We start from the raw sequence: 14,506 nt of genomic DNA, 5'->3' as shown, positions 1-14,506 counted from the left end.
AAGCGTTAGCCGTTATCACTTTGTTCTGCACGCTCTTTGTCTTCACTGTTACTGGCAATTTTAAAAGCGATAATCACTAAGCCAAACATAGCAAAAGGTAACGCAGCAAGCATATACTCGGTAACATTGCTATCTTGGAAGCTGGCTTGTAGTAAAAAATGCCCAGCAATACACAGTAAAATAACAATCAGTAAGATCGGTAATAAAATAAGTTCTTTTTTAGCAGAATGAGTTTTCATTATTAGGCAGTACTTTTACAAGGTGCGCCATTGTAATGAGCAAACCGCTTTTAGGTCAAACAACTAGGCTGATAAATTACTTTTGATTGCGTTATGTCATGTTTTTCAGTATCAGAGTTAGGTTCGCTACTGTTTAACTCATCACTATCTTCATAGCTGTATAAATCAAAAATAAAATCAATTTCTTCACGTTTCAGTATCGCTTGCATATTGCCTCCTATCTTATCAACTTAGTTAAGTAGTAAGCATATGTCTGCGCGACTGAATTGTAAGTGAACATTAACCGTACAAAATGTGTATAAATGTAATCCTTAATTATTATTAATAGGCAGTCGAACGGTAAAAGTCACACCATCAGCTTGTTGATTATTAGCCGCGCTAACTGTGCCTTTATGGTATTCACACACTAAACGTACTATATAAAGCCCTAAACCCAAGTGTGGTTGCTGCTGCAGTTGTTGACTACGTACCGACACCATTGAATCAAAAATATGCTCTGTTAATCCCTCGGGTAAAAGTGGACCTAGATTACTGACACATAGCAGGGCTTCATTATCATGTTGATCAAGGCTGACACTTATAGCGCTATCTTCAACACTAAACTCTAAGGCATTATTGATTAGTTTATCTAGCAACTGAGCAATAAACTCAGGCGCGCCGTTAAGTAGTAATGGTTGCGGACAAATATTAAGGCTAAATTGTTGCTGTGCATAGGTTAGCTGGTAGCCTTGCATACAACCATTGATCACATTTCGCAAATCAAACGGTTCAGCTTCAGCGCTTTGAATACTTTGCTCAAGGCGAGTTGCTTCGCTCATGGTGGTGATTATTTTACCTAAACGCTCGACTCCTTCACTGGCACGATCAAGGTATTTTTGGCTCAGCTCACTTTGTGGCTGCATTTGTAAGTTTTCAAGGGAACTACGTACGACCGCAACGGGTGTTCTGAGTTCGTGAGATAATCGCGACGACATGGTTTCTAAATAGTTAGTGTAACCACCTAAGCGACTTACAATATTTGCAAAACTGCGAGATAAATCGCCAATTTCATCGTTTGAATCGCTGTAATTAATAGTGCCAGTTACTCGCCCTTGAGCATCAATGGCTTGCTCTGCGGTATCTCTTAAGCGACGAATACGACTGGAGATCCTTGATGCAAAAAAGAATAACGTTACTGTGCCTATTAGCATCACTGCTAAAATCACATTAAATAGTTTCTCTAACGATTTGTTGCGTAATGTGCGAACACCATTGGTAGTCTCTTCGGCCACTACAGCACCAATGACCTTATCTTGGATCCAAATAGGATATGCGGCTGATAAAATAACCGCTTTGTTATCTGGAGTGAGTCGCCAAGACGATGCTGGTGTGCCACTGAGTGCTTTACCTATATGTGTGCCTTGCATCGCTGCGACATCGTGCAAGGTATCTAAAAATTCATTTTCAGGGCGGGTAAGTACTTTATAGTAAAGTGGATGTAAGTAGTTTTTCTCAAATCGTTGCCACCAGGTTTTTGCTGGCTGGTCGTTAAGCCCATCAGCCCAAACGCCGTCGGCATGATGAATTGATCCTGACTGCGCTAACACGCGGTGATGATTATCAACCACCCAAATTCGGCTGCCGCTGTGACCCATACCTTTTAATATACGATTTATTTCAGGTGAGGGCACCAGCACTGAGCCAATATCATTGGGGTTTTGTAAGTTTGAAGTCGACATAGTCTGTGGCTCAGGCTTGCCTTGATCCCAATCTTCAATTGCAAAGCCGAGCTTATTGCCAAGCATCGTTAGCGGAAACCGCAACTCTATGTTATAGCCAGTCTCTGTACTGACAAAATAGCCTTGAATTTTTGTTATTGGGGTTTTGCTTTGTGCGTCAAATGCGTTGATCCAGCCATCTTGGCGAGCGGCAACAATATAGTGCTTAAATTCTCCTTGTGGGGTTTTTAACATGATCTGTAAGTGATCATTACGGGTTAAACTTAGGGTGTTTTTAGCGCGATAAACCACCGAGTCATCGGTAACTTTAAATACTGCATATAAAAAGTTTTCATATTTACCAACCATATGCTCAAACGATAAGTCCTCAAGCTGATGGTCTGGTTTATTAGTTTGTAAATAGCGCTCGTCGTAATGCCAAAAAAGACTTTGATAAGGCTGCCAGTCCGACAGTTTGCCATCAAGTTGAATGGGGTTACTAAGGTTATAGGCGTAGAGATCACGGCCTTTTATAACCTGATCTAAAAAATTGGTTTGCGAGTCAAATAATGCTGGGCGCTCATGCAGGGCCGTGGCGAGTGCTCGGGTAGTGCCGACTAAGGTTTTTTCTTGACCTTGGCGCAGAAATTTTTCCATTTCCCACACGTATTCATAGCCAAGCCAAGGCAGTAAAAATAAAAAACACGACAGCAATATAAATTTACTGCGCAAACCAAAGCGCAGCATTACACTTGCTCCCAGCGATAACCCATACCGTAAACGGTATCTATACAATCAAAGTCAGTATCTAAAGCGATAAATTTTTTGCGAATACGTTTAACATGAGAAGTGATAGTGCTGTCATCAACGTAAATCTTTGCATCACTCATTAGTTCGTTACGGCTTTTTACATGCCCAGGGCGCTGTGCCAGTGAATGCAGCATCCAAAATTCAGTTACGGTTAAATCGACTATTTGCTGCTGCCAAAATACTTGCATGCGTTTAGTATCAAGCGTGAGCGGGCCGCGATTGAGTAAAGCATTTTGATCAGCGGGTTGCTCGAGTGCTTCCATACGTCGAAACAGTGCACCGATACGAGCCGCCAAATGCGCCATGCTGATATCTTTAGTGAGATAGTCATCAGCGCCCATGCGTAGGCCACACACAGTATCTATTTCGCTGTCGCGGGCGGTTAAAAAAATAATCGGCAAGGTTTTAGAAAGCGAACGCAGAGTTTGGCATAGTAAGAAACCGCCATCAATTTCATGACCTAAACCAATATCGACAATCGCTAAGTCTGGTAGTGCGTCATTAAAAGCATGCTCTGCACTTTGACGGTTGCTATAGCCGCTGACCAGATAACCCTGCGCGCTGAGCATTTCCATGTAATTTTCGCGGATCGCGGGTTCGTCTTCAATAATTGCAATCTTCTTCATTTACAGCACCTTCTTATATTCTAGTTGCACTATACCTAATTTTTTTGCTTTCGCACTGGCGAAAAAGCAATTGCCATTTTTTTGCCACAATTGCTCAGCAGTTTGCCTTTTTTGCTCCCCTTTGTTGCCACTTGAGCTTGCTTTAATGGCGTTATACCAAATCGGGCAGCTACCAACCCATGAGTTGCCAACTATTAAGTAATTAAGCAAAAAAGGATTACACCATGAAAAAAATGATTATCGCTTGCACTGTCGCTACTATTTTTGCAGCACCTAACTTAGCCCACGCTGACACAGTTGCAGTTAAAGCAAAAGAAACTCATAAAGAAACGGTGATAGGTTTAAGTACGGGGGCAATTGTTGGCAGTATTGTTGGCGGCCCAATTGGTGCCTTTGTTGGTGCATTTGCCGGAGGCTTGATTGGCGAGCAAGAAGTGGCAGAAGATAAAATTGCCGAGCAACAACGAGCTTTAGTTGTGCTGCAAGATAAAACCGATGATTACCAGCATGTACTTGCTCAAAATGCGCAAATGAGTGAGCAGCTCGATAAGCTTGAGAGTAATAACGAACGCCTTGCATTAGCCAAAATGCACAACCTAATGGCAATGACCATTCAATTTAAAACCGGTTCAAGTGAGATTGCCCCGCACTTTGCCAGCCAACTTGATCAACTAGTGAATTTACTACAAAGCCAGCCAGACTTGCAGCTGGATTTAAATGGCTTTGCCGATCAACGTGGTGATGAGCTCGCTAACTTAGCGCTTTCAAAACAGCGAGTCGCAAATGTACAAAGCTACTTAATAAAGCAAGGTATTAGCCATACCCGCTTAACGACTACCGCATTTGGTGAGCAACAAACTGTGGCAGATAGCGATAATTATGAAGAAAACATGTTTGACCGCCGTGTAACGTTAACAACTCGTCCAAGCACGCAGCCGTATAACCAAACCGCGAGTAACTAATCGCCATTTTGCCAAGTAGCCGCCAAGGGAGTGATTTTTATGTTGAGTAAACCAAGCAAAGTGCTGACCCGTAGCCATTTATGGTTACGGGGAAGCCTTTTTACCTTCATCGCGTTTGTTAGCTGTGCGAGTAACGCCAGCACATCGCCAGAACTAACTATGTTCGACAGCAATGGTGCAAAGGCAGCGCCTGGCGTTATCTTAAAAAGTGATGCCACCATGACAGTCACCGGATTGATAAACCATGTCGTGGTAACTCAACATTATCGCAATGAAAACCCGTTTGCTGTTAATGCACGCTATGTCTTTCCGCTGCCCGATGAAAGTGCGGTTCATGCCATGACTATGCACATTGGTGAGCGAGTGATCAAAGGTGAAATTGATAAAAAAGCACAAGCCGAGCTGCGTTTTCAACAGGCGCAAAAAGCGGGTAAACAAGCCGCTTTAGTGCGCCAGCAGCGTGCAAACATGTTTGTCACTAATGTGGCAAACATCGGCCCCGGCGAAGAAGTACAAATAGAGCTGCAATATCAAGAAGTGATTGATTATCGCAGTGGTACATTTGCACTACGATTTCCAACCACGATAACGCCGCGTTACCATCCGATTAATGGGGTATTAAATGAAACAGCAGAGGATATGATTGACTCGCAGAGTAATGAGTTATCATCAGCGAGTATTGCTGCCACGGGGTGGATAGCACCGATTTACATGGCCACTAAAAATGCAGGCGCGGTTCAAGGCGAGTTTAAGCTAACGGTTAATATTGATGTTGGCCTAGAGCTGGTGGATATTCAGTCTAAATATCATCGTATTAATACCGAAAATCTGGCATTTGGTCAGTATCAAGTTACTTTAAATGAACAACGTGCCGTGAATCGTGATTTTTTACTGGAGTTTAAACCGCTGCAAAAAGAGCAAGCGCAAGCCGCATTTTTTACTGAGCAGCTCAGTAATGGTGAGCGTTATGGATTATTAATGTTGCTGCCGCCGGATGATCATTTTACGCAGACTCAGCGTCTAGCAAGAGAAATGATTTTTGTAGTCGACACTTCCGGCTCTATGCACGGACAGTCAATGGAGCAAGCCAAAAGTGCACTTCATTATGCGTTATCGTTACTTGATAGTAACGACAGCTTTAATATTGTCGGCTTTGACGATCAAATTATGCCTATGAGCGATAAACCTGTGCCGGCTAATGATTTTAATTTACGCCGTGCTGAGCGCTTTGTATATAATTTACAAGCTGATGGCGGCACTGATATTAAAGGGGCATTAGATGGTGTACTAGATGCTCGTGAGCATCTAGGGTATGTGCGTCAAGTGGTATTTTTAACCGATGGCAGTGTCAGTAATGAAGATGCATTGTTTAAACATATTAGTGCGCAACTAGGTGATAGTCGTTTGTTTACGATTGGTATCGGTAGTGCGCCTAATAGTTACTTTATGCGTCGAGCTGCAGATGTTGGGCGCGGAACGTTTACTTATATTGGCAGCAGTAGTGACGTGCAACCAAAAATGCAGCAACTATTTGATAAGTTAGCTCATCCTGCAATTACTCAACTTGCGCTTAGCAGTGATTTGGCAAATCAAGCTCTTGAATATTGGCCATCGCCGTTACCCGACCTGTATTTTTCAGAGCCGGTGATGGTTGCTATAAAGCTTGATAATAATGCCGGCGTTACTTTAGCGGGGCAAACGGCGCAAGGACCGTTGTCGATAAAGTTAAATACACAACAAGGGCGACCGGCTCATGGAATTGCAAGGTTGTGGGCACGGCAAAAAATTAAATCATTATTACTTTATAACGAGCAAGAGCAGGTTAAAGCACAGGTTGAGAGTCTAGCGCTTGAACATCAATTACTTAGTCCGTTTACCGCCTTTGTAGCGATTGAACAGACACCATCGAGCACTGTTGCTGAGCAGAATGTGCAAGTGGTTAATCAACGACCTCAGGGTCTAGCAATGAGTTTGCCACAAACTGATGGGCAAAGCAGACTACATATTTTACTCGGTTGCATGCTGTTGGCTGGATTTGCAGTGTTGAGACTGAAAAAATGAAAGCAGTGATTGGCGCTATATTGTTGATTGTTGGCTTGGCGTTGCTTGGTCATGGTAGTTATATGCAAGCTAAAGCGTGGCTGGCACAACACCTTATAGAGCAGGCTTGGCAAGTGGCACTGACAACGCCAGAGCAACAAGTTAAACCCTGGTTCTATGCTGATAGTTATGTAACTGCACAACTGAATTGGCCAAGCCAAAAGCAAACCTTAACAATATTAGCAGGAGCCAGTGGCCGTAACTTAGCGTTTGCTCCGAGTCACTTTTTAGCTAGTGCAGAGCTAGGCTCTGAGCAAGCAGGCGTGTTAATTGCTGGACATAATGACACTCACTTTGCTTTCTTACAAAAAGTGAATGTAGGTGAGCAATTTAGCTTACAAACGCAAAATGGCCAAATTGATCGCTATCGAGTGCGTGGGATTGCGGTTATTCATCAGTCCCAGTACGATTTTTTAGCGCATAAAGGCTTGTATTTATTAACCTGTTATCCGTTTGACTCTTTAGCCTCCGGGACTGAATTACGATTATTAGTCTCTGCCGATAAATTGCCATCACCTGCATCGGTATTATCTATGTCTACTACCAATTCTTGATGACGCTGACTTATCATTACACCTACAAATACCACGCCAATGCTGAGCCATTGGCTAAGAGAAAGCACTTCTCCCAAGATAATTGCTGATAATATTAGGGTGAAAATCGGTATTAAATTTGAATAGGCTGCGGCAGTGAGCACCGACACCTTACTAATTGCGTAATTATACAAACCATAGCCGCCTAAGGTGACGCAAGAGCCTAAATATAAAATACTTAATAATGCGCCAAGGTCGTGTTGATTTTCACTGGGTAAATCAATAAACAGTAAAAATGGCGCAAAGAACAGACTACCGCTAAAACCTTGCAGTGCAATTAAGGTTAATGGTGAGTAGCGAGCAACTAAATGTTTAACTGAAATAGTATAAAATGCAGCGCAGACCATTGCCATTAACTCCAAAAAGTTACCCAGCAATGGATTGGGAGCCTGCTCTGAGCTTGGCGACATTAAAGTTAATAAGATACTGCCGCCAATACAAAAAGTGAAACCAATAACAATGGCCTTACTAATGTACTCTTTGAGCATAAAAAACGCTAAAAGTGCTACGATAATCGGTAAGCACGATACAATAACTCCCGCTTGAGAAGCTGAAGTATATTCCATCGCATGGCCTTCAAATAAAAAATACAAACAGGGCTCAGCCAGCGACATCCCCACCAGATATTTCCAGTCACCTTGATGATATTTAAAGCGAATAACGTAACGCCATAAGCACAATGCCATGGCTAAGGTGGTTAACATGCGTAAAAAAATCACCAGTGCAGGGTCATAAATGGCGATCGCGTATTTTAGCGCGATAAAAGAACTGCCCCATAAAAAGGTGGCGATTATTAAACATAAACTGGCTGGCATGAAGGTCGCTTTAAAGTGAATTAAAACACGATCCTAGCACGTCAGCACCGTGATTGAATATTTTTAACTTGTTCAAAAATCGATAACTGGTATAAATAAATCCTTCAATATTTTTGTGTAGTAAAAAGCATGCAAAGGGCACAGGTAATAGTGGTTAAGCTGGGAACGAGTGTACTCACTGGTGGAACCGATAAACTCGACAAAGCACACATGGTTGAATTAGTTCGCCAATGTTGTGAATTAAAAAAGCAAGGTCATCAAGTTGTGCTGGTATCAAGTGGCGCGGTGGCTGCTGGCCGAGAGCAACTATTAAAACCCTGCGGTCGTTCTTTGATTGATAAACAGATGCTTGCCGCGATTGGTCAAGGTCAGCTTATCCACATTTGGCAAAGCTTATTTGCTTTATATGGCGTGAATGTAGGGCAAATGCTACTGACTCGCGCTGACGTTGATGACCGAGAACGCTACCTCAATGCCCGCGATACTTTAACTGCATTATTAAGTTATGACGTGGTGCCAATCATTAATGAAAATGATGCGGTCGCAACTGCTGAAATTAAAGTAGGTGATAACGACAACCTCTCAGCACTGGTCGCTATATTAGCTAATGCCGACAAATTATTATTACTAACCGACCAAGAAGGTTTATTTACCAGTGATCCACGTACTGATGTTAATGCGCAATTAATTGACGAAGTGGCACATATTGATGATGAGTTACGCCAGCTTGCTGGTGGCAGTGGAACTAGTCTAGGCACTGGTGGTATGGCAACGAAATTGCAAGCCGCTGATATCGCTCGTCGAGCCGGGGTGGAAGTGATCATAGCCAAAGGTGCTGGTAAAAATGTGATCCTTAATTGTATGAGCGAACAGTTACCAGGAACACGCTTTGTAAAGCTAACAGCGCCAAGAGATGGCCGTAAAAAATGGCTGTTAGCTGGACCTAAAAGTAGTGGCCAAATAGTGATTGATGATGGCGCAGTAAATGCTTTACAGCAACAAGGCGCTAGTTTATTAGCCAAAGGCGTACGCGGTGTGCGCGGGCAGTTTGAACGTGGCGATTTGATTGATTTAGTCACCAGCGATCAACAATTAGTGGCCCGTGGATTAGTACGTTTTAGTAAAGCAGAAACCGATACTATTAAAGGTTGTCATTCAAGTGAAATAGCTAAGTTACTAGCTTTTGATTGCGGTAGTGAAGTGATCCATCGAGATGATTTGGTGTTGTTTTAGATTATCAAGCTACTACATTGTAAAACATTAAAGTCATCCCTTGAGGATATAAATGAATAGTTTAATAATACAGCAAGACTCAAGCTTTTATTCTTTGATGCCGGCCTTTTCACTGCGGTATTGAGTTTTGCTTTATATTTTTAAAATAACGTGGATTGCTTTACCTTTTAGGAGATGGATTCGCGTTCTTTGATGCTATTTTAGCTTTATATTCTGTGCTAAAATCTGTGCCCTTAAATTGTTGTAAACAGGGCCCAGTTGATGAAATTAGTTCGTTGGTTATTAGGTAGTTTGATCTTATTTTTTGATTTTGTTTTTACACCACGTAGTAAAAAACGTCCTGCGGGAGAGCAAGCTCAGCTTGATCAACTCACTGCACAATTTAAACTATATCAATTCAAAGCTTGCCCATTCTGCGTAAAAGTGCGCCGTGCAATTAAACGCGAAGGGTTAAAAGTTGAAACGCGCGACGCGAAAAGTAATGAACAGTATCGTCAAGAATTGCTCGAACAAGGCGGAAAAATAAAAGTACCGTGTCTACGTATCGAAAAAGATAACCAAGTCACTTGGTTATATGAATCAAACGATATCATTGCTTACTTAAATAAAGCTGCAGCTTAATATTCATTTTTCAAGCGCATTTGCTGTGTTAGCATTTAGCGCATATTTTATTGTCCATTGAAAGAGAACATAACCATGACAATTCGTACACGTGTTGCGCCGTCACCAACCGGTGACCCGCATCTTGGTACCGCTTATATCGCCTTATTTAATTACTGTTTTGCTAAGCAGCAAGGTGGCGAATTTGTACTTCGTATTGAAGACACAGACCAAGTACGTAGCACTTCAGAATCAGAACAAGCGATTATGGATAGTCTTCGTTGGTTAGGGCTTGAATGGGATCATGGTCCTGATGTCGGTGGTGAGTTTGGTCCTTATCGTCAATCAGAGCGTAGCGATTTATATAAAAAATATGCGCATCAGTTAGTTGATGATGGCAAAGCATTTTATTGTTTTGCAACCAGCGAAGAGTTGGACCAAATGCGTGAAGAGCAAATGGCTGAAGGCCTGCGTCCTAAATACGATGGCCGTGGTTTAAACCTTACTGATGACGAAATTAAAGCCAACTTAGCTGCCGGTAAGCCTTACGTGATACGTATGAATATTCCAAGCGAAGGTACCTTTAAATTTAACGATTACTTACGTGGTGAAATTGAGATCCCGTGGGAAAACGTTGATATGCAAGTGTTACTTAAAGCCGATGGTTTCCCAACGTACTTTTTAGCAAATGTGGTTGATGACCACCATATGGAAATTAGCCATATTTTCCGTGGTGAGGAGTGGATCAACTCTGCGCCTAAGCTGTTAAAATTATATGAAGATTTTGGTTGGCAAGCACCGGTGCTTGGTCACTTACCACTATTACGTAATCCAGATAAGTCAAAGCTTTCTAAGCGTAAAAATCCAACTTCTATTAATTACTATAAAGAAATGGGTTACTTACCTGAAGCGGTACTTAACTACCTTGGACGCATGGGCTGGTCAATGCCGGATGAGCGTGAAAAGTTCACGCTTGCTGAAATGATTGAACATTTTGATATGAAGCGTGTATCACTCGGTGGCCCAGTATTTGACGTTGATAAACTAAGCTGGTTAAACGGCATGTGGATCCGCGAAAACTTCAGCAACGAAGAGCTAATTCAGCGCTTTGTAGATTGGAAGTTTAATGGGGCAATGCTTGCTAAAGTATTACCAGAGGCGAAAGCCCGCATTAATACCCTATCAGATATGGTTGATTTAGCCGGTCATTTTGTCGGTGGCATTCCAACTTACGACCCTGCGTTACTGACCGCTGGTAAAGCCGATGAAGATGTAATTCGCCAAGCTTTACAGTTCTTTATCTGGGAGCTTGAGGGCTTACGAAGCTGGGAAAAATCAGCAATATTTGCTATAGCTAAAGCGGTGTCTACTTTCCATGAGCTGAAGATTAAAGACTTTTTAGAGCCGATATTTGTCGCTATTACTGGCAAAACGTCTTCAACATCAGTACTTGATGCAATGGAAATATTAGGCTCAGATCTATCGCGCGCACGTTTACGTGTAGCACTTGCGCATTTAGGTATCTCTAAAAAGCAAGCGAAGAATATTGAGCGTGCGTATCGCGAGTATCCTGCTGCATAGGTAAAGTAATCTAGCTAAGCTTGATGATCATTAAAAGCCGAACTTTATTAACGTGGAGTTCGGCTTTTTTGTGGAAAAATAATGGAGTATTGCCAACAAGCAAAGCTAGTGTGTGGACGATGAAATTATAACAGTTGGCTGTTCTCACGCAATTTGTTAGCTCAGCAGTGAAAAGTGGGGTATCGGTGGTTTATTTTTTCGAAAAAAAAGCCGTTTTTTAAATCAACACGGCTTTGTTGTTTTAATTTGCTTTGCCCTAGACTTTGAACTCATCTACAGACAAGCGTAACTCTTCGGCAAGTTTAGCGACCTCAGAGCTTGATATATTAGTCTGATTAGCTCCTTCAGCGGTTTGTTCAGCAATGGCTACGATAGACTCAAGGCGCTCGCTGATCTCTTGTGAGACTTGTTGTTGCTCTTGTGCTGCGGTCGATATTTCTTCACTCACATCATGTGCTAAAGCAACCGCTGAGGTGATTGAATCCAGTGCTGCGTTGGCTAGGTCTGATTGTTCAACACAAGAATCAGCTTGTTGCTTGCCTTTAGACATTGCAGTCACGGCTGCTTCCGCGCCTGTTTGCAATGATTCTATCATGGCTTGAATTTCTTGAGTCGAGGCTTGTGTTTTACTAGCCAATGAACGAACCTCATCAGCAACAACGGCAAAACCACGACCTTGTTCACCGGCACGTGCTGCTTCAATAGCTGCATTAAGTGCTAGTAAGTTAGTTTGATCCGCGATACCACGAATAACATCAAGAATACTACCAATCGAGGCGCTATCTTGATGAAGCTTATTAATGACTAGTGAGGCTGATTCAACTTCACGAGCTAGCTGCTCAATGGTCGATTTATTCTGGCTAGAAATCCCCTTAACACGTTCAGCTTCTTTATCGGCATTTTTGATTTCTTTAAGTGCCTGTTGTGCGCTATTGCTTACTGTTTGCGAGGTACTGCTCATTTCCGTTGTCGCTGTTGCAGCTTGCTCTACCTGAGCTTGTTGATTACGGATTGCTTGGCTTGATTCACCGGTAATAGCAGACGTTTCTTCTGAGGCTGCGGCAAGTTGTGTGGAACGAGATATAATGCCTTTGATCAAGCTGCGTAAGCTGGCGATAAGTGTATTACAACTACGCGATAGCTCACCAAATTCATCTTTAGCCGTATCATCAAGACGTTGTGTCATATCGCCACTAGCAACAATATCAAGAATGCGGTTAACTTCTGCAAGTGGTTTAGTAATGCGATTAACTGTTATATAAGCCACTATTATAGCTAGTAAGGTAGCACTTATCATACCAACCCAAGTCCATAAGTTGGCTGAGTCGACGTCGATCCTAACTTCTTTTTGTAATTCAAAAGCAACATTACTCGCTTGAGCGACTAACTCGTTGAGTTGTTTTAATGCAGTTGCCGTAGCTTGCTCTGCCTCAGTAAGTTCCGTTTCAGTCATTGCGATCACATCAATTAAACGCTTTTTATTAGCTGAAATACTATTGTTGCCGAGAATGTTATCGCGAATAGAGACAAAGTAGTTGTTTAGATCGTTGTATAAACCTGGCTCAGCGGCTTCAACAACCGGTTTGAGTAGCTTTAAACTACGCTCAATTTCTTCTAAATAATAAAGCTGCTCATTTTTGACGATATCTAAGGTATTTTGGGTTTTAACTGTCAGCATGTCAGTGCTGTTAGTCACCAAAGATAAAAAGTTATTTTCTAATTTATTAGCTGCTTGATAGGCTCTGCTATCACTGCTTTCTAAACCATCAATATCGATAATATCCAAAACCACAGAGTTAGCATCTTCTGCAGCAAGCTCAATAGTTTCTAACTGTGCTCGTAATGATTTATTGAGTTCTAATTGAGTTTTTTTATCTTTTAATAAATCTTCTACTAATTTAATAAAACTTTTGTAAGTTCGTTCCACGCTTTGACTACTTTGATTTAGTTGAGCATTGTCACTGACAACTTGTCGTAATTGCGAGTAAGATTTATCAAAGCGTTGTTTTTGTTCGAACACTGATTTTTCAATTGGCGCAAGCTCTGCAGCTGAAGTGGTATAAAAGCTTGCTTGGGCAGCTTTACTCATTAAGATAAACTCAACCTGAAGTTCAGAACTTTGTTCCAGTGCAGGCAATGATAATTGATTTACTTGCTGCGCTGAATTATTAATATTTGCGATTCTGAACAGTGAATTACCCCCAATTAAAAGAAGTAATAAGGTGATACAAATAAAACCACCCCAAATACGCTGGCTGACAGTTAAGTTCATATAAAAATTCCATAAAGAGAGTAGCAATTAGACTTTATCGGCTTTATTGCGGATAAGTTAAGTAATTAAATTTAATTACTTTTAACATTTATAACTTTAAATCTAACAGAAGATGAGTTTTTTTTCAGGTTATTTAGATAGAATTAGCTGAATTAATGCTGAATAATTGTTTGTTTTTTAATTCTAGCAAGGTCATAGCTCCACCCCACACACAACCAGTGTCTAAAGCGTAGATATTTTCATGATCGGTTACACCTTCAAGAGCAGCCCAATGACCAAAAACAATATGTTGTTTAAAAGTTGTAAATTTTGGGTGCTTGAACCAAGGGATCATTGCAGTAGCGTTAGCAATACCACCTTTATAGCTTAACTCTAATTGTTCATCAAGAGTTAAAAATCGCATTCGAGTAAAGTAATTTACAATATAACGAAACCGCTCAAAGTCATTGAGTTGTTCACTCCAAAGGCTAGGATGCTGCTCATACATATGTTTGAAAAAATCGCGCGCATTCTCACCTTGATAGCAGGATTCAGCAAATTGTGCATGTTGTAGAGCCTGTTCAATTGACCATGCAGGGTTGAGGCCGGCGTGGCTAATAAATACCTGTTCTTTTTCAAGCCATAAAGCAAGTGGTTGCTGCTGTAACATGGCTATATAAGCAGGTAGCTTTGTGGAATCAAGCAGGGCGGTGAGCTTGTCTTTAGGATTAGCGGGTTTATCTAACATGTAATTGGCAATCAGGTGTAAGTCGTGATTACCCAAGGTAACGGTGATGCTATCTTGATGTGTATATATATAATCTAGGCAGGCAAGTGAGTCGGGGCCGCGGGCGACAATATCGCCCACTAAATAAAGGTGATCTTTGCTTGGGTTGAAGTCAACTTGCAGCAACAAAGCTTGAAATTCTTTATAACAACCTTGTAGATCACCTATCGCATAATTTGCCATTATTTAACCTAAATTCGGGAGAATAAATC

The 14,506-nt window shown here is 41.6% G+C and carries 13 protein-coding genes; 6 read left to right on the top strand and 7 right to left on the bottom strand.

The features are described 5' to 3' along the window. Positions 1-5 precede the first annotated feature (5 nt). The 4 genes from FW757_RS07535 to pdsR form a co-directional block, all read right to left on the bottom strand. Positions 6-239 carry a hypothetical protein gene (locus FW757_RS07535; RefSeq protein WP_145235415.1) on the bottom strand — a complete coding sequence of 78 codons (234 nt, stop codon included), beginning with the start codon at positions 237-239 and terminating at the stop codon, positions 6-8. A gap of 50 nt (positions 240-289) precedes the next feature. Beyond that, positions 290-448: a hypothetical protein gene (locus FW757_RS07530; protein ID WP_179959192.1), complete on the bottom strand. Its 159-nt coding sequence runs from the start codon at positions 446-448 to the stop codon at positions 290-292. A gap of 102 nt (positions 449-550) precedes the next feature. Beyond that, positions 551-2,683: a proteobacterial dedicated sortase system histidine kinase gene (gene pdsS / locus FW757_RS07525; RefSeq protein WP_182717163.1), complete on the bottom strand. Its 2,133-nt coding sequence runs from the start codon at positions 2,681-2,683 to the stop codon at positions 551-553. Continuing rightward, positions 2,683-3,372 (bottom strand): proteobacterial dedicated sortase system response regulator, encoded by a 690-nt coding sequence (pdsR, locus tag FW757_RS07520; RefSeq protein ID WP_145235419.1) that lies wholly within the window; start codon positions 3,370-3,372, stop codon positions 2,683-2,685. The genes pdsS and pdsR overlap by 1 nt, the downstream gene beginning before the upstream one ends. A 224-nt stretch (positions 3,373-3,596) precedes the next feature. Here pdsR and pdsO point away from each other — a divergent pair, with 224 nt between their 5' ends. Genes pdsO through FW757_RS07505 form a run of 3 tightly spaced genes read left to right on the top strand, consistent with a single transcriptional unit; the run spans position 3,597 to position 6,988 of the window. Then, positions 3,597-4,334, top strand: coding sequence for a sortase-associated OmpA-like protein PdsO (pdsO, locus tag FW757_RS07515; protein ID WP_182739823.1), 738 nt, complete (start codon positions 3,597-3,599; stop codon positions 4,332-4,334). 39 nt (positions 4,335-4,373) lie between these two features. Further along, positions 4,374-6,395 carry a marine proteobacterial sortase target protein gene (locus tag FW757_RS07510; protein ID WP_182739822.1) on the top strand — a complete coding sequence of 674 codons (2,022 nt, stop codon included), beginning with the start codon at positions 4,374-4,376 and terminating at the stop codon, positions 6,393-6,395. Beyond that, a complete protein-coding gene (locus tag FW757_RS07505) occupies positions 6,392-6,988 on the top strand; it encodes a class GN sortase (RefSeq protein WP_145235426.1) in 597 nt (198 codons plus the stop codon). Before FW757_RS07510 ends, FW757_RS07505 begins: the two co-directional genes overlap by 4 nt. On the opposite strand, the gene FW757_RS07500 is transcribed toward FW757_RS07505, so the two are convergent. Next, positions 6,880-7,842 carry a DMT family transporter gene (locus FW757_RS07500; protein ID WP_182739821.1) on the bottom strand — a complete coding sequence of 321 codons (963 nt, stop codon included), beginning with the start codon at positions 7,840-7,842 and terminating at the stop codon, positions 6,880-6,882. The genes FW757_RS07505 and FW757_RS07500 overlap by 109 nt on opposite strands. A 129-nt stretch (positions 7,843-7,971) precedes the next feature. Between FW757_RS07500 and proB the strand changes: the two genes are divergently transcribed. From proB to gltX, 3 genes are all read left to right on the top strand, one after another. Next, positions 7,972-9,075 carry a glutamate 5-kinase gene (gene proB / locus FW757_RS07495; protein WP_182731793.1) on the top strand — a complete coding sequence of 368 codons (1,104 nt, stop codon included), beginning with the start codon at positions 7,972-7,974 and terminating at the stop codon, positions 9,073-9,075. Between the two features lie 261 nt (positions 9,076-9,336). Continuing rightward, positions 9,337-9,696 (top strand): glutaredoxin family protein, encoded by a 360-nt coding sequence (locus FW757_RS07490; RefSeq protein WP_145235432.1) that lies wholly within the window; start codon positions 9,337-9,339, stop codon positions 9,694-9,696. 75 nt (positions 9,697-9,771) lie between these two features. Next, on the top strand, positions 9,772-11,256 hold the full coding sequence (gltX, locus tag FW757_RS07485) for a glutamate--tRNA ligase (RefSeq protein WP_182717159.1): 1,485 nt from the start codon (positions 9,772-9,774) through the stop codon (positions 11,254-11,256). Between the two features lie 256 nt (positions 11,257-11,512). Here gltX and FW757_RS07480 read toward each other — a convergent pair whose 3' ends face one another. Beyond that, positions 11,513-13,528 carry a methyl-accepting chemotaxis protein gene (locus FW757_RS07480; protein WP_149982095.1) on the bottom strand — a complete coding sequence of 672 codons (2,016 nt, stop codon included), beginning with the start codon at positions 13,526-13,528 and terminating at the stop codon, positions 11,513-11,515. Between the two features lie 133 nt (positions 13,529-13,661). Next, positions 13,662-14,477, bottom strand: a complete 816-nt coding sequence (locus FW757_RS07475) for a symmetrical bis(5'-nucleosyl)-tetraphosphatase (protein WP_182717157.1) — start codon at positions 14,475-14,477, stop codon at positions 13,662-13,664. Positions 14,478-14,506: the final 29 nt, after the last annotated feature.

This window comes from Pseudoalteromonas sp. 1181_04, from assembly GCF_052850545.1.
This window is presented reverse-complemented; position numbering and strand designations above follow the sequence as displayed.

What these genes read in the sequence shown, in the direction of transcription:
- pdsS (WP_182717163.1), bottom strand. Translation starts at nt 2,683, where the DNA reads ATGCTGCGCTTTGGTTTGCGCAGTAAATTTATATTGCTGTCGTGTTTT.
- FW757_RS07480 (WP_149982095.1), bottom strand. Translation starts at nt 13,528, where the DNA reads ATGAACTTAACTGTCAGCCAGCGTATTTGGGGTGGTTTTATTTGTATC.
- FW757_RS07490 (WP_145235432.1), top strand. Translation starts at nt 9,337, where the DNA reads ATGAAATTAGTTCGTTGGTTATTAGGTAGTTTGATCTTATTTTTTGAT.
- FW757_RS07475 (WP_182717157.1), bottom strand. Translation starts at nt 14,477, where the DNA reads ATGGCAAATTATGCGATAGGTGATCTACAAGGTTGTTATAAAGAATTT.
- FW757_RS07530 (WP_179959192.1), bottom strand. Translation starts at nt 448, where the DNA reads ATGCAAGCGATACTGAAACGTGAAGAAATTGATTTTATTTTTGATTTA.
- pdsR (WP_145235419.1), bottom strand. Translation starts at nt 3,372, where the DNA reads ATGAAGAAGATTGCAATTATTGAAGACGAACCCGCGATCCGCGAAAAT.
- FW757_RS07505 (WP_145235426.1), top strand. Translation starts at nt 6,392, where the DNA reads ATGAAAGCAGTGATTGGCGCTATATTGTTGATTGTTGGCTTGGCGTTG.
- FW757_RS07500 (WP_182739821.1), bottom strand. Translation starts at nt 7,842, where the DNA reads ATGCCAGCCAGTTTATGTTTAATAATCGCCACCTTTTTATGGGGCAGT.
- FW757_RS07510 (WP_182739822.1), top strand. Translation starts at nt 4,374, where the DNA reads ATGTTGAGTAAACCAAGCAAAGTGCTGACCCGTAGCCATTTATGGTTA.
- pdsO (WP_182739823.1), top strand. Translation starts at nt 3,597, where the DNA reads ATGAAAAAAATGATTATCGCTTGCACTGTCGCTACTATTTTTGCAGCA.
- proB (WP_182731793.1), top strand. Translation starts at nt 7,972, where the DNA reads ATGCAAAGGGCACAGGTAATAGTGGTTAAGCTGGGAACGAGTGTACTC.
- FW757_RS07535 (WP_145235415.1), bottom strand. Translation starts at nt 239, where the DNA reads ATGAAAACTCATTCTGCTAAAAAAGAACTTATTTTATTACCGATCTTA.
- gltX (WP_182717159.1), top strand. Translation starts at nt 9,772, where the DNA reads ATGACAATTCGTACACGTGTTGCGCCGTCACCAACCGGTGACCCGCAT.